Consider the following 17,066-nt stretch of genomic DNA (forward strand, 5'->3'; position numbering starts at 1 on the left):
CCCCGGCCGGGGTACGGAAGCGGCCGTCGCACCGGCCCTGTTCCTCCGGGGCCGCGCGGGCAGCATCCTGTGTCATCGGAACCCGAGCGCCCCGAACGAAGGGAACCAGCGAAATGCGTGTGCGGCACCTCAACTTCGGTACGTACCGACCACCTTCGCAGAAGCTCATCAACGGCCACGGGAGCCTGTTCCGCGCCGGCCACCTGGTGTGCCACTGCCTGCTCCTGGAGACCGACGCGGGCCTGGTCCTCGTCGACACCGGCTTCGGCACGAAGGACGCCGCCGACCCGCTGGGCAGGCTGGGGCGCGCCTTCATGCTCCGCTCCCGCCCGGTGCTGCGCCCGGAGGAGGCCGCGGTCAGCCAGCTGGCCGCGCTCGGGCACGACCCCCGGGACGTACGGCACATCGTGCTGACCCACCTGGACCGCGACCACACCGGCGGGCTGGCCGACTTCCCCGAGGCCCAGGTGCACGTCTACGGGCCGGAGTTCCGCGCCGCCATGGATCCCCGCACCAAGCTGGAGCGGGCCCGCTACCGGCCGACGCAGTGGGAGCACGGACCCCACTGGATCGTCCACGAACTCGCCGACGGCGAGAAGTGGTTCGGCTTCGAGTGCGTGCGGCAGATCGCCGGGCTGCCGCCGGAGATCCTGCTCGTCCCGCTGCTCGGGCACACCCGGGGGCACATAGGCGTGGCCGTCGACACCGGGACGGGGCTGCTGCTGCACGCGGGCGACGCGTACATGTTCCACGGCGAGATGGAGAACCCGCCGTACTGCTCCCCCGGGCTGCGTGCCTTCCAGAAGAAGTTCGAGGTGCTGCCCCAGCGGCTCACCAACGTGGCGCGGCTGCGCGAGCTGCGCCGCACGACCGACGTCGAGGTCTTCAGCGCCCACGATCTGATCGAGTTCGAAGGGTGGCAGAAGCGGAATGGCTGATGTCGTCGACGCGGCGGACGGCGCCGGGGCCGCGTCGGAGAGCGGGACGGCGGGCGCGGCGGGCGGCAAGGTCAGCCCGCTGCTGCTGCTCGCGCTGTTCAGCGGCCTCTTCCTGGTGTTCCTGGACACCACGGTCGTCAATGTGGCGCTGCCCGACCTCCAGGACGACCTCGGCGCGGACGTCCGCGGCCTCCAGTGGGTCGTCGACTCCTATCTGCTCACCTTCTCCTGCCTGCTGCTGAGCGCGGGCGCGCTCGCCGACCGGATCGGCGCCAAGCGGCTGTTCATCGGGGCGCTGGTGGGCTTCACCCTCACCTCGGCCTGGTGCGCGCTGTCCGGGAGCGTGGCGACGCTCCTCGTGGCGCGGGCCGCGCAGGGCGTCACCGGCGCCGTCCTGATGCCCGTGTCGATGGTGATCATCACCCAGCTGTTCCCCGACCAGAAGGCACGCGGCCGCATGGTCGGCGTCCAGTCCGCCGTGGCCGGTCTCGCGCTGGCCGCCGGGCCGCTGATCGGCGGCCTCCTCGTCGAACAGTACGGCTGGCAGAGCGTGTTCTGGGTGAACCTGCCCGTCGGCGTCCTCGCCGTCGCCGTCCTCGCCGTGCTGCTCCCCCGCGCCCGCCCGGAGCAGCGCACCGGCATGGACCTCGGCGGGCAGTTGCTCTTCGTGGCCGGGATCGGGCTGCTCACCTACGCCCTGATCGAGGGCAACTCGGCCGGCTGGACCTCGGCGCGCATCCTCGGCTGCTTCGCCGGGGCCGCCGTGGCGCTGATCGTCTTCGTCCTCTGGGAGGCCCGCCAGAAGCACCCGATGCTGCCGCTGGGGTTCTTCCGGCACCCGCACGTCAGCGCGGGCGCGATCATCAACTTCACCGTGTTCGGGGCGATGTTCGGCGCCGTGTTCCTGCTGATGCTCACCCTCCAGGAGGTCGACGGGCTGAGCCCGGTGCAGGCCGGGGTGCGGACGGTCGTACTGACCGTGACCGTCGCCGTCACCTCCGTGCTCGGCGTCATGCTCGGCGAGCGCGCCGGGGTCCGGATCACCGCCTTCGTCGGCGCGGTGTCCATGGCCGCCGGGCTGACCGGGCTGCTCCTGCTGGAGTACCAGGACGGCTTCGCCCACTACTGGTGGCAGTTCCTGCTGCTCGGCCTGGGCGCGGGCTTCGCCGGCCCGCCCGTCACGGCCGCACTGCTGCGGGCCGTGCCCGAGGAGCGGGCCGGCACCGGCTCCGGCGTGGGCTACACCTCGCGGCAGGTCGGCTCGGTCTTCGGCGTCGCCGTCTCCGGCACCCTGGTCTCGCACCACCTGAGCTCCGGGGCGTCCTCCGCGCTGGCCGGGCTGCCGCTGCCCCGGGAGGCGGTCGACAAGATCGCGGCCGGGGACTTCTCCGGTGCCGAGGCGCTGCCGGAGCGGATCCGCCCCGAGGTGCTGAGCAGAGTGGGCAACCTGTTCCTGGACGGCACCCACCTCGCGTACGCCTCCGGGGCGGGTGCCTGTGGCGTGGCGGCGCTGGCCGCACTGCTGTTGCTGCGCCAACGGCGCACGGAGGAGGGGGACGGAGCGGCGGGCTGACGCGGGGGCCCTGGGCAGGGCTCCCGGTTCCGCTTCCCCGGGCCTGCATATGCTGGGCGGCACGGGGCGGGATCCACTTCGTCCCGCCCGTGCACGTGTCATCGATCGGGGCCGGCGCCGGCCACGGGTACACGCAGGAGCGAGGGGACAGCAATGGCCGAACGGGCGTTGATCGCGGCGGTGGGCGGCAAGGAGCCGAAGGTGGACCCGGAGGCCTTCACGGCCCCGACCTCGGTGGTCGTCGGCGAGGTGACCCTGCACCCGGGCGCCGGCGTCTGGTACAGCGCGGTGCTGCGGGCCGACTGCGGGCCGATCGTCATCGGCGCGGACAGCAACATCCAGGACAACTGCTCGGTCCACGTCGACCTGGGCTTCCCCGTCACCGTCGGCGAGCGGGTCTCGGTCGGCCACAACGCCGTGCTGCACGGCTGCACGGTCGGGGACGACGCCCTCATCGGCATGGGCGCGACGGTGCTCAACGGCGCGGTCATCGGCGCGGGGGCCATGGTGGCCGCGCAGGCGCTGGTGCCGCAGGGGATGCATGTGCCGCCGGGCGCGCTCGTCGCCGGGGTGCCCGCGAAGGTGCGGCGGCAGCTGACGGACGAGGAGCGCGAGGGCATCACGCTCAACGGCACGATGTACGTCGAGCTGGCCAAGGCCCACCGCGCCGCCATGGAGGGGTGAGACCGCAGGGGCTCACGCGTGGCGCGGGCCCGCGCCGGCGGCCCGGGGCAGCGACTGCTCGCACCAGACGGTCTTGCCCCGGGGGCCGTGGCTCGCGCCCCACTCCCGCGCCAGGCCGCCCACCACCCGCAGGCCCCGCCCGAACTCCTCCCCGAGGTCGCTGCCCAGCAGCGCGGGAAGCGTGTGGTCCTCGTCGGTGACCTCGCACAACAGCGTGTCCGTACGCACCAGTCGCAGGCCGAGGTGGCGCGACGCGGTGTGCCGCACGGCATTGGTGACGATCTCGCTGACGAGGACGGTCGCGGTCTCCACCGCCTCGGCCAGCCCCCAGGCGCGCAGCCGCTCCGCGACCAGCCGGCGCGCCCGGCCCACCTCGCGCGGCGCCGGGTCCAGCCGCCATTCGGCGACGTGCTCCGGCGGAATGCCGCCCAGCCGTGCCGTCAGGAGCCCGAGGTCGTCCTCGCGGCCCGTGCCGAGGGCGCGGGCGAGGGCGTCGCAGGCGTCGGCCGGGGAGGCGGCGGGGTGGACGGCCGCCTCGCACAGGGCGGCCAGGCGGGTGTTCCCCGGCGCGCGCCCCCGGCCGCGCACCTCCAGCAGGCCGTCCGTGCACAGCACCAGCCGGTCACCGGGCGCCACCCGCACCGTGACCGTCTCGAACGCCACCCCGCCGACCCCGATGGGCACGCCCGTGGGCGGCTCCAGGAGCGTGCCGCCGCCGTCCGCGCGGAGGAGGACGGGCGGGAGGTGCCCGGCGTTGGCGAGGGTCAGTTCGGAGCGGATCGGGTCGTAGACGGCGTAGAGACAGGTGGCCGGGGAGTGCGCGCCGAGCCGTCGCGCGAGGTCGTCGAGCCGGCTCAGGAGCCGGCCGGGCGGCAGGTCGAGCGCCGCCATCGTCTGGACGGCGGTGCGCAGCCGGCCCGTCGTCACCTCCGCGTCCGGGGCGCGGCCCAGGACGTCGCCGACGACGAACCCGGTGCGCGAGCCGGGCAGCCTGACGGTGTCGCACCAGCCGCCCCGGCCGGGCCGGGCGCCGGGCAGCAGACGAGTCACGGTGTCGCAGCCGGCTGTGCGCGTCTCCTCCTGGAGCGGCTCGCCGGGGGCCTCCTGGCGGAGGTGCGGGCGGGCTTCGTCGAGGAGGAGGACGCCGCACGCGGCGGGGCCGGAGGCCGGGGCCGCGGCCGGCGCGGCGGCCTGGGCCACGGCGGCCGGCGCGGGAGGCGGGCCGGCGTTCCCGTACGGCCCCGCCTGCCGTGGCACGGTCTCCGGGGGAAGCGGCGTGGCCCAGTCGGGTGTGACGGGGATCCGCTCGCGGCGGCTGATCTCCAGGACGGGGCAGCCCAGTTCGAGGACCTGGCCGACGATGCGGGCGCTCACGGCGGGTGCCATGCCGGGCAGCTCGGCGAGGCCCCGGACCTCGCCGCCGGCCTCGGTGAGTCCGGCGTGCGGGGCGAAGCCGGGCGCGACCCGGTCGTGCGTGCCGCCGGAGAGCCCGGCGGCGTCGGAGGCCAGCACGAGCAGCCGCTCGGGGCCGGGGCCGACGAGGGGATAGGCCCACCACAGCACGTCGACCTGGCCCCGGACGGAGCTCCCGGAGCGGGCCCGGCCGCAGCTGGGGTAGCCGGGTGTGGCCAGGAGGGCGCCGCTGATCGGCATGAGATCGGCCGCCGGTCTGCCGACGGCTCTCTCCCGTGGGTGCCCGAACAGCCCGTGGGCGCCCGCGCTCCAGTGCGTCACCAGGCCGGCGGAGTCCACCACGGCCACCGCGAGCGCGATCCGCGCGGGGACGGCCCGGCGCTGGGCGGAGGAGGGCTCCGGCGTACCACGGTCCATGGGCGGGTTGCTCCTTCGTACGCGTACGCAAGGGGCCGCGTACGCAAGATCTGCGCCACCGCTACCACCGTAGGGCCCCGGCGGTCCGCGGCGGGGCCGTTCGCGAAGATGGCGCGCGCCGGGGAGCGTCCCGGCTCCCCGGCGCGCGCGGCCCCGCCCCGGATGCCGGGGCCCGTGCCCGCCCCCGGCGTCCGCCGGAGACTAATCGGAATGGCCGAGCTGGAGGTCCCGCTCGGTGCGGCCGCCGCCCGCGACCTGCAACACCGTGGCGACGGGCGGATATCCGGCGGCGATGACGGTGTACTCGCCGGCCGAGAGGTCCACGAACCGGAAGGCGCCCTCGGAGCCGGTGGTGGTGGAGTCCACGACATTGCCGGCGGCGTCCAGGAGGGTGACGCGGGCATCCTCGACGACGCGCCCGCCGCCGGCCCGTACGACACCCCGCAGCACCGCGCCGCCCGCGAGCTCGATGTCCTGGCGGGTCTCGCGGCAGGCCTGGACGGTCACCGGCAGCGCCGCGGGCCGGAAGGCGGGGGCGCTGGCCGCGAGCGTGTACTCGCCCGCGACCAACTCGGAGATCACATAGGCGCCTTCGCGGCCGGTGCGGGTGGAGGAGACGACCTCGCCGTGCACATTGGTCAGGGTGACCAGGGCGTCGCGCACGGGGGTGCCCTCGGGCGTGAGGACGGTCCCGGCCAGACGTCCGGCCCCGCCGAGGACGACGTCGAGCTCCACGGGCCGTTCGGCGACGGTGACCGTGACGGCCTGCGGCTGGTGGCCGCCCGCGGCGGCGATGAGGACGTACGAGCCGGTGCCCGGCGTGCTGAGCGCGTAGCGCCCGTCCTCGCCGCTCGCCCCGCGCCCGACCTGGCGGCCGCCGACGTCGATGAGGGTGAGGGCGGCCCGCGGCACGATGGTGCCGTCGGGGTGCTGGACGGTGCCGGTGACGGGGATGCCCGCCGCGAAGTGCACCGGTTCGCTGTCCGGCGGGGCCGGGCGGGCGGCGGGGATGACGGGGGCTTCGGAAGCGTTCTGGGACACCACGGTCTTCTCTTTCAGCAGGAGGGCGAACAGAAAGCCGAGGACGAGCACCGGGACGAGGTAGAGGAAGATCCGCGGCATGGCGTCGGCGTACGCCCGGACGTAGCCCTCGCGCAGGGCGGGGGGCAGGGCGTTGACCAGCTGCGGGGTGAGGGAGTCGAACGAGGGCAGGCCGGGCCGGTGGGGCAGTTCCTCACCGAGGCGCTCGGTGAGACGGCGGGCGAAGAGGGTGCCGAAGACGGCCGCGCCGACCGAGCCGCCGATCTGCCGGAAGTAGTTGTTGGCGCTGGTGGCGGTGCCGAGGTCGGCGGGGTGGACGGAGTTCTGCACCGCGAGGACGAGGACCGGCAGGGCGAGCCCGATGCCGATGCCGAGGATGCCCATCCAGGCGCTGTAGACGGCCCGTTCGGTGTGGGCGTCGAGGTGCGAGAGCAGGTACATGCCCACGGCGGCGACGGCGGTGCCGATGACGGGGAAGGGGCGGTAGCGGTCGGTGCGGCTGATGAGCTGGCCGGTGACCATGGACGCGAGGACGATGCCGCCCATCAGGGGCAGCATCAGCAGCCCCGACTCGGTGGCGTCGGCGCCGTCGACCATCTGGAGGAAGGTCGGCAGATAGCTGGCGGCGGCGAAGAGCGCGACCCCGACCGCCGCGCCCGCGAGCGCGCAGACGGTGAAGGTCCGGTCGCGGAAGAGGTGCGGGGGGATGATCGGTTCCCGGACGAGGTTCTCGACGACGAGGAAGAGCAGCGCCGTGCCGAGCGCCCCCGCGGCGAGGCCCAGGACGACGCGCGACCGCCACTCGTACTCGGTGCCGCCCCAGGTGGTGAGCAGCACCAGGAAGGTCGAGAAGGCCATCAGGAGCAGCGCGCCGAGGAGGTCGAAGCGCCCCCGGCGGGCGGGCTTCGGCAGCCGGAGGCCGAGGGCGACCACCACGAAGGTGAGGAGGCCGACCGGGATGTTGAGGTAGAAGCACCAGCGCCAGGAGGCGTGGTCGGTGAAGAAGCCGCCGAGCAGGGGGCCCGCGACCGAGGCGAGGCCGAAGGCGGCGGCGATGACGCCCATGAAGCGGCCGCGTCCCCGGGGCGGCACGAGGTCGGCGACGATCGCCTGGACGCCGATGATCAGCCCGCCGCCGCCGACGCCCTGGACCGCGCGGTAGACGATGAGCTGGTCCATGGTCGGGGCGCGGCCGGCCAGCGCGGAGCCGGCGACGAAGATGACGATCGCGGAGAGGAAGAGGCCCTTGCGGCCGAGGAGGTCGCCCAGCTTGCCGTAGACCGGCAGGACGGCCGTGGAGCTGAGCAGATAGGCCGTCACCGCCCAGGACATCCGGTCGAGTCCGTGCAGCTCCCCGACGATCTTCGGCAGGGCGGTGGCGACGATGGTCTGGTCCAGCGCCGCGAGGAGCAGTGCGAGCAGCAGGCCGCCGAAGACGAGCCGCACCCGCGCGGGGCCGAGCCGGGGCTCCCGGGGGGCCGGGGCCGGCTCGGCCACGGGCGCGGGGAAGGCGCCGGAGGCGCCCGGGGGCGGCCCCTCGCCGTACGGCACGGGTGGCCCGCCGCTCTGTACCAAGGTGGTCCCGAATGTGGTCCCTCCCACGGACCGCTCCCCTCGTCGCGCCTGCGTCGCCGCCCTTTTCTCGCATTTCGCGACAACGGCTAGCAAGCGCGACGATTGCCCGGAGAGTGTCCCCTGTGCGGCTTTTCGCCGGTGGGAGGCATACGGCACCCCGCCTCGGCGCGGGGGAAACCACTCGAAACGGTGAAGCTCCTAGGTCACTGTTTCCGCCCCGCCACCCGGGCCGCCCCGCGTCCGCTACTTGCCCGCGCCCTTCTCCGTCTCCGCGGCGAGGTTCACCAGCAGGGCGTCGTAGATGCGGCCGAGACCCTTGGGCGCGAAGGTCCGCTCGAAGAAGCCGCCGATGCCGGTCGCGCCGTTCCAGACGGTGGAGACCACGACGCGGGCCTTGCCCTCGCCGGCGGGGGTGACGGTCCAGGTGGTGACCATGGAGGAGTTGAGGTCCTTCTCGACCAGCTGTCCGGTGGTCGGCTCCGTGACCTCCAGCAGACAGTCGCGGACCCGCTTGCTGGTGGCCTGGAGCTTCCAGTGCACCTGGGTGCCCTCGCCGTCGCCGCCCTTGCGCACCTCGTACTCGCTGAAGTGCTCGGGCAGCAGCTTGGCCCGGGTGCCGGTGTAGTCCGCCAGCGCGTCGAACACCTCCTCCGGGTCCGCCGCGATGATCCGCTCCGTGGTGGCCTCGACCTGGCCCATGGCTTGTCCTCCCGGACGTCGTGCTTGGCGTTTCTGCCTGTGCGCCCCAGCCAACCACCATCGTCACGGCCGCCCAAATCCGGGGCGGAGCGCCTTTCGGGAACATGAGTTCCCGGCTCGAATGGAGCTGTACGAGCGTGGTGCCCTCCCCTGCCGGGCGGGCCGGAGGGCCGGCCCGCCCGGCAGGGGAGGACCGGCTAGCCCAGCCTCGCCAGCGCCTCGTGCGCGGCCACCCGTAACCGGTCGTGCCGCCGCGCGGCGACGAGCACGTCCTCCGCCCGCCGGTCCCCCAGCGCCCCCAGCCCCTCCACGCACGCCCGCGCCACCGGCCAGCAGTGGTCGCGCGCCGCGAGGAGCCGCTCCAGGGTGGCGACCAGGGCCGGCACGGACTCGGGGGCGCGCAGCTCGGTCAGCAGCCGGACGGGGTGCAGGGCGTAGGCCGTGCGCAGCGGGTTCGTGGCGAGGGCGGCCGCCGCGCGGGCCGTGCGGGGGTCGCCGAGGCGGGCGAGGACCGCGGCGGCGGTCGCGCAGCGCACCGGTTCGCGGTAGTTGAGGAGGAGGACGAGGGTCTCGAAGGCGCGCCGGTCCCCTTCCGCGCCGAGTGCGAAGGCGGCGATCTCCCGCGCCCACAGCGGCTGTTCGGAGGCCACGAGCAGCGCGGCGAGCTCGTCGCGCCGCCGGGCGCGGCCCTCGGCGCGGGCGCCGCGGTCGCCCCCGCGGACGAGGGCGAGCAGCCCCTCGAAGGCCGCGAACTCGGTGGGGCTGACCAGTTCGGCCCGTACGCGCTTCAACAGCGCGCGAAATTCCTCTTCCATTGCCCGCTCTCCTCCCCGAGTGGCCTGGACCACATCGTAAGTCGCGCACCCGCCCCCTGGCGCTCTTGGTTACCCGTGAGTTAATCTCCCGGCAAGAGCGGTACCCCCGCTCGGGCGGCCTGGTGACGCAGCCGCCCATCGCTCCGACCTCGACGTCGGTTCGTCGGTTCGGCATCTCTTCACGGCAGGGCCCGGGACAGGCCCGCCGCCGCACAACTTCCTTTCCGTGGGCGCTCCTTACCCGTACCCGGAAATCCCACGGTCGGCGCGGTCCGCCGGTGACCGCTCACCCGACCGGCACCCAACCGACGCATCCCCCGCGCACGGGGAACACCTTCTGGAGTCTTGCGATGGACCGTCCGTCCACCCCTCCGCCCTCCCCGCTCCCGACCGCCCCCGCCGCTCCCGACGCTCCTGGGGCACAGGCCATCCGCACCGTCGCGGTGGTCGGCCTCGGCACCATGGGCACCGGCATCGCCGGTGTGCTCGCCTGCTCCGGCCGCAAGGTCATCGGCATCGACGTCTCCGGGGCGGCCGCCGCGCGCGCCGTCCGGGCGCTGGAGGTCACGACCGCCCGCGCGGTCCGGCGCGAGCGGATCACCGAGCAGGAGCGGCAGGCGGCGCTGGCCCGCTTCCGCACCTCCCGCGAGCTGCGCGAGGCCGCCGACGCCGACCTGGTGATCGAGGTGGTGCCGGAGGACTACGCGCTCAAGCACGAGGTGTTCACCGCCCTGGACGCGGTGGTGCGGCCCGGCACGATCCTGGCGACCGGCACCAACGCGCTGTCCGTCACCCGGCTCGCCGCCGACTCCGCCCGCCCCGAGCGGGTGCTCGGCCTGCACTTCTTCAACCCCGCGCCGGCGATGAAGCTGGTGGAGGTCGTCTCCTCGGTGCTCACCGCGCCGGCGGCCGTCGCGGCCGTCACCGCGCTCGCCCGCGAGCTCGGCAAGGTGCCGGTGGCGGTCGGGGACCGGCCCGGGTTCGTCGCCGACGGGCTGCTGTTCGGCTACCTCAACCAGGCCGCCGCGATGTACGAGTCGCGCTATGCCACCCGCGAGGACATCGACGCGGCGATGCGGCTGGGCTGCGGTCTGCCGATGGGCCCGCTCGCCCTGCTCGACCTGATCGGGATCGACACCGCCCGTACGGTCCTGGAGGCGATGTACGCGGCCTCGCACGACCGGCTGCACGCGCCCGCGCCGGTCCTCGCCCAGCTCGCCGAGGCCGGGCTGACCGGCCGCAAGGCGGGCCGGGGGTTCTACACCTACGACGGGCCGGACTCGGCGGTCGTCGTGGCCGACGCGCGGACCCCGGGCGCGCCGGCGGACGGCGCCGCCCGGAGCGCGGCCGGGCGCGAGGTGCGCTCGGTCGGCGTCGTCGGCTCGGGGACGATGGCCGCGGGCATCGCCGAGGTCTTCGCGAAGGCGGGGTACGGGGTCGTGCTCGCGGCCCGTACGGCCGAGAAGGCCGGGGCGGCGAAGGCGAAGGTGGCGAAGTCCCTGGCCCGGTCGGTGGAGAAGGGCCGGCTCACGGCCGTGGAGCGGGAGGGCGCGCTCGCCGCGATCACCCCGGCGGACTCGCTCGACGCGCTGGCGGAGGTGGACCTGGCCGTCGAGGCGGTGGCGGAGGACCTGGCGGTCAAGCAGCAGCTGTTCGCCGCGCTCGACAAGGTCTGCAAGCCGGGCGCGGTGCTGGCGACCACCACCTCCTCGCTGCCCGTCATCGCCTGCGCCCGCGCCACCTCGCGGCCGGCCGACGTGATCGGGATGCACTTCTTCAACCCGGCACCCGCGATGAAGCTCGTCGAGCTGGTCCGTACGGTCCTCACCTCCGACGACGTGCACGCCACGGCCCGCACGGTGTGCGCCCGGGTCCGCAAGCACCCCGTGGACTGCGGGGACCGGGCCGGCTTCATCGTCAACGCGCTGCTGTTCCCGTACCTGAACAACGCGGTCAAGATGGTGCAGGAGCACTACGCGTCGCCCGACGACATCGACGCGGCGATGAAGCTCGGCGGCGGCTATCCGATGGGCCCGTTCGAGCTCCTGGACGTGGTGGGGCTCGATGTCTCGCTCGCCATCGAGAAGGTCCTGCACCGGGAGTTCCGCGACCCGGGGCTCGCGCCGGCGCCGCTGCTGGAGCACCTGGTGGCGGCGGGCTGCCTGGGCCGCAAGACGGGCCGCGGCTTCCGCGAGTATGCGAAGGCCTGACGGCGAGCCGGGCTGGGGCGGACTGCTGGAACCGGCGCGGGGACACCTCCCCGCGCCGGCCGGGGGAGGTCCGCCCCGGCGCGCCCGCGCGGACGCGTGTTACGTTCCCCACATGTCCCAGCCCGCCAAGGCCGCCCGGCCCACCCGCACGGCCGTCGAAGAACCCCGGGAGCCGCACGTCGGCACCGAGAGCGCAGGCAGCCGCCGCGCCGCCGCCCAGCGGCTCTCCATGCGCCGCAAACTCGCCGCGGCCGCGATGGAGTTGTTCGCGACGAAGGGCTACGAGGCGACGACCGTCGACGAGATCGCGGCCGCGGCCGGGGTCGCCCGGCGGACCTTCTTCCGGCACTTCCGCTCCAAGGAAGAGGCCATCTTCCCCGACCACGACGACACCCTCGTGCGCGCGGCCGGCGTCCTCGACGCGGCCCCCGCCCACGAGAACCCGCTCGACACGGTCTGCCGCGGGATCAAGGAGGTCATGCGGATGTACGCGGCCTCCCCCGCGGTCTCCGTCGAGCGCTACCGCCTGACCCGGGAGGTGCCCGCCCTGCGCGAGCGGGAGATCGCCTCCGTGGCGCGCTACGAGCGCCTGTTCACCCGCTACCTCCTCGGCCACTTCGACGAGACCGCCCACCATGTCGGCGACGACGACCCGCTGCTGGCCGAGGTCGCCGCCTCCGCGGTCGTCACGGCGCACAACCACGTGCTGCGGCGCTGGCTGCGCGGTGGCGGCGTGGGTGACGTGGAGACCCAGCTCGACCACGCCTTCGCGATCGTGCGGGACACCTTCGGCGCGGGCATCGGCGTCGGCCGGAGCGCGCAGGAGGACTCCCCGGCCGTGTCGGCGCGGGCGGAGGGCGAGGTGCTGGTGACGGTGGCCCGCACGGACGCGCCGCTGGGCGAGGTCATGCGCGCCATCGAGAAGGTGCTCAAGAAGAGCTGACACATACCGATATAGACGGACAAGAGCCGCCCCCAGGGGCGGCTTTTGTCGTTCCCGCCCCGTTCGCGCATGGCCCGCGCGTTGCTCATACGTGCCACCCGGATGACATCTGAGAGAAATTGTTGGCACCCAGTGTCTTGTCGCATGGCACGCGGTGCCATACGTTGTGGGTGTCCGGGCGGCCGGCGCGCAGACCCAAATGTCGTGCGCCGGCTGTCCCCACAAGTACCTCATCCGTACGCCGTGCGCCCGGACGCCTGCGTCACAGGCCCCTCCCCAGCCACCGCTGGGCGCTCACCCCGGCGCCACCCGCGCCAGGCACAGCTCTTCGCACCACCGCCGAACCGACGGCACCGCCTCTGTTCCACCTTCCGCACCACCCCCGACGTTCCCTCAAGCCGTTTCCCGACGTGCTTCGCCGGAGGCAATACCGTGAACCAGATACTCGACGCGATCCTCTCGCCGGACACCACGCCCGAGGACTTCGCAGCCCTGACCGTCCCCGAGTCCTACCGCGCGGTGACCGTGCACAAGGACGAGGCCGGCATGTTCGAGGGCCTGACCACCCGCGAGAAGGACCCACGCAAGTCGCTGCACGTCGAGGAGGTGCCGGTGCCCGAACTCGGGCCCGGTGAGGCGCTCGTGGCCGTCATGGCCAGCTCGGTGAACTACAACTCCGTCTGGACCTCGATCTTCGAGCCGCTGTCGACCTTCGCCTTCCTGGAGCGCTACGGCAAACTCTCCCCGCTGGCCAGGCGGCACGACCTGCCGTACCACGTCATCGGCTCCGACCTCGCGGGCGTCGTGCTGCGCACCGGCCCCGGCGTCAACGCCTGGAAGCCGGGCGACGAGGTCGTCGCGCACTGCCTGTCCGTGGAGCTGGAGTCGGCCGACGGCCACGACGACACGATGCTCGACCCCGAGCAGCGCATCTGGGGCTTCGAGACCAACTTCGGCGGCCTGGCGGAGATCGCGCTGGTGAAGTCCAACCAGCTGATGCCCAAGCCGCGCCACTTGAGCTGGGAGGAGGCGGCGGCGCCGGGGCTGGTCAACTCCACCGCCTACCGCCAGCTCGTCTCCCGCAACGGCGCCGGCATGAAGCAGGGCGACAACGTCCTCATCTGGGGCGCGAGCGGCGGACTCGGCTCGTACGCCACCCAGTTCGCGCTCGCCGGCGGCGCCAACCCCATCTGCGTCGTCTCCAGCGACAAGAAGGCGGAGATCTGCCGGCGGATGGGCGCCGAGGCGATCATCGACCGCTCCGCCGAGGACTACAGGTTCTGGAAGAACGAGCACGAGCAGGACCCCCGCGAGTGGAAGCGCTTCGGCAAGCGCATCCGCGAACTCACCGGAGGCGAGGACGTCGACATCGTCTTCGAGCACCCGGGCCGCGAGACCTTCGGCGCCTCGGTCTACGTCACCCGCAAGGGCGGCACGATCGTCACCTGCGCCTCGACCTCCGGCTACAACCACGAGTACGACAACCGCTACCTGTGGATGTCCCTGAAGAAGATCGTCGGCTCGCACTTCGCCAACTACCGCGAGGCGTGGGAGGCCAACCGCCTGATCGCCAAGGGAAAGATCCACCCCACGCTGTCCAAGACGTACCGCCTGGAGGACACCGGCCAGGCCGCCTACGACGTGCACCGCAACCTCCACCAGGGCAAGGTCGGCGTCCTCGCCCTCGCCCCCGAGGAGGGGATGGGGGTCCGCGACGAGGAGATGCGGGCACGGCACATCGACGCCATCAACCGCTTCCGGAACGTGTGAGAAACGGGTTATGACCGACCGCCACAAGGACCGGCCCTGGCTCATGCGGACGTACGCCGGCCACTCCACCGCCGAGGCGTCCAACGAGCTCTACCGCCGCAACCTCGCCAAGGGCCAGACCGGCCTCTCGGTCGCCTTCGACCTCCCGACGCAGACCGGCTACGACCCGGACCACATCCTCGCCCGCGGCGAGGTGGGCCGGGTCGGGGTCCCGGTCGCCCATCTCGGTGACATGCGGCGGCTGTTCCAGGACATCCCGCTGGACCGCATGAACACCTCCATGACCATCAACGCCACCGCCATGTGGCTGCTGGCCATGTACCAGGTGGTCGCGGAGGAGCAGGGCGCCGACATCGGCCGGCTGGCCGGGACGACGCAGAACGACATCGTCAAGGAGTACCTCTCGCGCGGGACGCACGTCTTCCCGCCGGGGCCGTCCCTGCGGCTGACCACCGACATGATCACGTACACGGTGGCGCACATCCCCAAGTGGAACCCGATCAACATCTGTAGCTACCACCTCCAGGAGGCGGGCGCCACGCCCGTCCAGGAGATCTCGTACGCGATGTCCACGGCCATCGCCGTGCTGGACGCGGTGCGGGCCTCCGGGCAGGTGCCGGAGGAGAGGTTCGGCGACGTCGTCGCCCGGATCTCCTTCTTCGTCAACGCGGGCGTCCGCTTCATCGAGGAGATGTGCAAGATGCGCGCCTTCGGCCGCATCTGGGAGCACGTCACCCGCGAGCGCTACGGCATCGAGGACCCCCGGCAGCGCCGCTTCCGCTACGGCGTCCAGGTCAACTCCCTGGGCCTGACCGAGGCCCAGCCGGAGAACAACGTCCAGCGGATCGTCCTGGAGATGCTGGCCGTCACCCTCTCCAAGGACGCCCGCGCCCGCGCCGTGCAGCTCCCCGCCTGGAACGAGGCGCTGGGGCTGCCCCGGCCCTGGGACCAGCAGTGGTCACTGCGCATCCAGCAGGTCCTCGCCCACGAGAGCGACCTGCTGGAGTACGAGGACATCTTCGCCGGGTCGCACGTGATCGAGGGCAAGGTGGGCGCGCTGGTCGACGAGTGCCTCGCCGAGATCGAGCGGATCCAGGCGATGGGCGGCGCGATGGCGGCCGTCGAGTCCGGCTACCTCAAGTCGCAGCTGGTCTCCTCGCACGCCGAGCGGCGGGCCCGGATCGAGAGCGGCGAGGAGAAGATCGTCGGGGTCAACTGCTACGAGTCGACCGAGACCAGTCCGCTCACCGCCGACCTCGACACCGCGATCATGACGGTGGACCCGGCCAACGAGGCCCGGGTGGTCGCGGCGCTGCACCGCTGGCGCGACGACCGCGACGAGGGCCGCGCCCAGGAGGCCCTGTCGGTGCTCAAGAAGACGGCCGCCGGCTCGGACAACCTGATGGCCGCCACCCTGGAGTGCGTACGCGCCGGTGTGACGACCGGCGAGTGGTCATGGGCGCTGCGGGACGTCTTCGGCGAGTTCCGCGCCCCCACGGGCGTCAGCAGCGCCCCCGTGGCCGTCACGGCGGAGGCGGGCACCCCGCTCGCGGCCGTCCGCGCGAAGGTCGCCCGGACCGCGCGGGACCTGGGCGGCGGCAGGCTCCGCCTGCTGGTCGGCAAGCCGGGCCTGGACGGCCACTCCAACGGCGCCGAGCAGATCGCCGTACGCGCCCGGGACGCCGGCTTCGAGGTCGTCTACCAGGGCATCCGGCTGACCCCCGAGCAGATCGTCTCCGCGGCCGTCGCCGAGGACGTGCACTGCGTCGGCCTGTCCATCCTCTCCGGCTCGCACGCCGAGCTGGTGCCGGACGTCCTGACCCGGCTGCGGAGCACCGGGGCGGAGGAGGTGCCCGTGATCGTCGGTGGCATCATCCCGTCCGCGGACGCCGCCGCTCTGCGGTCGGCCGGCGTCGCGGCCGTTTTCACCCCCAAGGACTTCGGTATCACGGAGATCATCGGCCGTATCGTCGACGAGATCCGGAAAGCGAACCACCTCGACCCACTGGAGGTCCCCGCATGACTTCGCCTGTCAACCGTCTGCGGCCGCGCCGCTCCTGCCTCGCCGTCCCCGGCAGCAACCCCCGCTTCCTGGAGAAGGCCCAGGGCCTCCCCGCCGACCAGGTCTTCCTCGACCTGGAGGACGCGTGCGCGCCGCTGGCCAAGGAAGGCGCCCGGCACACCGTCGTCGAGGCGCTGAACACCGGCGACTGGACGGGCAAGACCCGGGTCGTGCGGGTCAACGACTGGACGACGCACTGGACGTACCAGGACGTCATCACGGTCGTGGAGGGCGCGGGCCAGAACCTGGACTGCATCATGCTGCCGAAGGTGCAGGACGCCCAGCAGGTCGTCGCCCTGGACCTGCTGCTCACGCAGATCGAGAAGGCCATGGGCTTCGAGGTCGGGCGGATCGGCATCGAGGCGCAGATCGAGAACGCCAAGGGCCTGATCAACGTGGACGACATCGCCACCGCGTCGCCCCGGCTGGAGACGATCATCTTCGGGCCGGCCGACTTCATGGCGTCGATCAACATGAAGTCCCTGGTCGTCGGCGAGCAGCCGCCCGGCTACCCGGCGGACGCCTACCACTACATCCTGATGCGCATCCTGATGGCGGCGCGGGCCAACGACCTCCAGGCGATCGACGGTCCGTACCTCCAGATCAGGAACGTGGACGGCTACCGCGAGGTCGCGGGCCGGGCCGCCGCGCTGGGCTTCGACGGCAAGTGGGTGCTGCACCCCGGCCAGGTCGAGGCGGCCAACGAGGTCTTCTCGCCCTCGCAGGAGGACTACGACCACGCCGAGCTGATCCTGGACGCGTACGACTGGTGCACCTCCGAGGCCGGCGGCAGGAAGGGCTCGGCGATGCTCGGCGACGAGATGATCGACGAGGCGAGCCGGAAGATGGCCCTGGTCATCGCCGGCAAGGGCCGGGCGGCGGGCATGGTACGCAAGTCCGTCTTCGAGATCCCGGAGGCCTGAGCA

General features: G+C 73.2%; 12 protein-coding genes. 8 read left to right on the top strand and 4 right to left on the bottom strand.

Annotated features, from left to right (window positions below):
* The first annotated feature begins 113 nt into the window (after window positions 1–113).
* From SMD11_RS06445 to SMD11_RS06455, 3 genes are all read left to right on the top strand, one after another.
* Window positions 114–938 carry an MBL fold metallo-hydrolase gene (locus tag SMD11_RS06445; RefSeq protein WP_087925515.1) on the top strand — a complete coding sequence of 275 codons (825 nt, stop codon included), beginning with the start codon at window positions 114–116 and terminating at the stop codon, window positions 936–938.
* A complete protein-coding gene (locus SMD11_RS06450) occupies window positions 931–2,511 on the top strand; it encodes a DHA2 family efflux MFS transporter permease subunit (RefSeq protein ID WP_087925516.1) in 1,581 nt (526 codons plus the stop codon). Before SMD11_RS06445 ends, SMD11_RS06450 begins: the two co-directional genes overlap by 8 nt.
* A 153-nt stretch (window positions 2,512–2,664) precedes the next feature.
* Window positions 2,665–3,195, top strand: coding sequence for a gamma carbonic anhydrase family protein (locus SMD11_RS06455; RefSeq protein ID WP_087925517.1), 531 nt, complete (start codon window positions 2,665–2,667; stop codon window positions 3,193–3,195).
* A gap of 12 nt (window positions 3,196–3,207) precedes the next feature.
* Here SMD11_RS06455 and SMD11_RS06460 read toward each other — a convergent pair whose 3' ends face one another.
* The 4 genes from SMD11_RS06460 to SMD11_RS06475 form a co-directional block, all read right to left on the bottom strand.
* Window positions 3,208–5,025: a SpoIIE family protein phosphatase gene (locus SMD11_RS06460; RefSeq protein WP_087925518.1), complete on the bottom strand. Its 1,818-nt coding sequence runs from the start codon at window positions 5,023–5,025 to the stop codon at window positions 3,208–3,210.
* A 201-nt stretch (window positions 5,026–5,226) separates the two neighbouring features.
* A complete protein-coding gene (locus tag SMD11_RS06465) occupies window positions 5,227–7,668 on the bottom strand; it encodes an MFS transporter (protein WP_418952413.1) in 2,442 nt (813 codons plus the stop codon).
* Between the two features lie 216 nt (window positions 7,669–7,884).
* The gene (locus SMD11_RS06470) at window positions 7,885–8,340 is read right to left on the bottom strand and encodes an SRPBCC family protein (protein WP_087925520.1); all 456 of its coding nucleotides are present in this window, start codon (window positions 8,338–8,340) and stop codon (window positions 7,885–7,887) included.
* A 197-nt stretch (window positions 8,341–8,537) separates the two neighbouring features.
* Window positions 8,538–9,155: a HEAT repeat domain-containing protein gene (locus tag SMD11_RS06475; RefSeq protein ID WP_087925521.1), complete on the bottom strand. Its 618-nt coding sequence runs from the start codon at window positions 9,153–9,155 to the stop codon at window positions 8,538–8,540.
* 350 nt (window positions 9,156–9,505) lie between these two features.
* Here SMD11_RS06475 and SMD11_RS06480 point away from each other — a divergent pair, with 350 nt between their 5' ends.
* The 5 genes from SMD11_RS06480 to SMD11_RS06500 all read left to right on the top strand — a co-directional run bounded on the left by SMD11_RS06480 (window position 9,506) and on the right by SMD11_RS06500 (window position 17,063).
* Complete coding sequence (locus SMD11_RS06480; protein WP_087925522.1) at window positions 9,506–11,365, top strand: 3-hydroxyacyl-CoA dehydrogenase family protein; 1,860 nt, start codon at window positions 9,506–9,508, stop codon at window positions 11,363–11,365.
* 112 nt (window positions 11,366–11,477) lie between these two features.
* Window positions 11,478–12,308: a TetR family transcriptional regulator gene (locus SMD11_RS06485; protein ID WP_199843810.1), complete on the top strand. Its 831-nt coding sequence runs from the start codon at window positions 11,478–11,480 to the stop codon at window positions 12,306–12,308.
* 432 nt (window positions 12,309–12,740) lie between these two features.
* The gene (ccrA, locus tag SMD11_RS06490) at window positions 12,741–14,078 is read left to right on the top strand and encodes a crotonyl-CoA carboxylase/reductase (RefSeq protein ID WP_087925524.1); all 1,338 of its coding nucleotides are present in this window, start codon (window positions 12,741–12,743) and stop codon (window positions 14,076–14,078) included.
* A gap of 10 nt (window positions 14,079–14,088) precedes the next feature.
* Window positions 14,089–16,101: a protein meaA gene (locus SMD11_RS06495; RefSeq protein WP_087925525.1), complete on the top strand. Its 2,013-nt coding sequence runs from the start codon at window positions 14,089–14,091 to the stop codon at window positions 16,099–16,101.
* Entirely contained in the window at window positions 16,098–17,063 is a 966-nt protein-coding gene (locus tag SMD11_RS06500) for an HpcH/HpaI aldolase/citrate lyase family protein (protein WP_087925526.1), read from the top strand. The genes SMD11_RS06495 and SMD11_RS06500 overlap by 4 nt, the downstream gene beginning before the upstream one ends.
* The last annotated feature ends 3 nt before the right edge of the window (window positions 17,064–17,066 follow it).

Source organism: Streptomyces albireticuli, assembly GCF_002192455.1.
In the GTDB taxonomy this organism is placed as follows: Bacteria; Actinomycetota; Actinomycetes; order Streptomycetales; family Streptomycetaceae; genus Streptomyces; species Streptomyces albireticuli_B.

What these genes read in the sequence shown, in the direction of transcription:
- SMD11_RS06445 (WP_087925515.1), top strand. Translation starts at nt 114, where the DNA reads ATGCGTGTGCGGCACCTCAACTTCGGTACGTACCGACCACCTTCGCAG.
- SMD11_RS06450 (WP_087925516.1), top strand. Translation starts at nt 931, where the DNA reads ATGGCTGATGTCGTCGACGCGGCGGACGGCGCCGGGGCCGCGTCGGAG.
- SMD11_RS06455 (WP_087925517.1), top strand. Translation starts at nt 2,665, where the DNA reads ATGGCCGAACGGGCGTTGATCGCGGCGGTGGGCGGCAAGGAGCCGAAG.
- SMD11_RS06460 (WP_087925518.1), bottom strand. Translation starts at nt 5,025, where the DNA reads ATGGACCGTGGTACGCCGGAGCCCTCCTCCGCCCAGCGCCGGGCCGTC.
- SMD11_RS06470 (WP_087925520.1), bottom strand. Translation starts at nt 8,340, where the DNA reads ATGGGCCAGGTCGAGGCCACCACGGAGCGGATCATCGCGGCGGACCCG.
- SMD11_RS06475 (WP_087925521.1), bottom strand. Translation starts at nt 9,155, where the DNA reads ATGGAAGAGGAATTTCGCGCGCTGTTGAAGCGCGTACGGGCCGAACTG.
- SMD11_RS06480 (WP_087925522.1), top strand. Translation starts at nt 9,506, where the DNA reads ATGGACCGTCCGTCCACCCCTCCGCCCTCCCCGCTCCCGACCGCCCCC.
- SMD11_RS06485 (WP_199843810.1), top strand. Translation starts at nt 11,478, where the DNA reads ATGTCCCAGCCCGCCAAGGCCGCCCGGCCCACCCGCACGGCCGTCGAA.
- SMD11_RS06495 (WP_087925525.1), top strand. Translation starts at nt 14,089, where the DNA reads ATGACCGACCGCCACAAGGACCGGCCCTGGCTCATGCGGACGTACGCC.
- SMD11_RS06500 (WP_087925526.1), top strand. Translation starts at nt 16,098, where the DNA reads ATGACTTCGCCTGTCAACCGTCTGCGGCCGCGCCGCTCCTGCCTCGCC.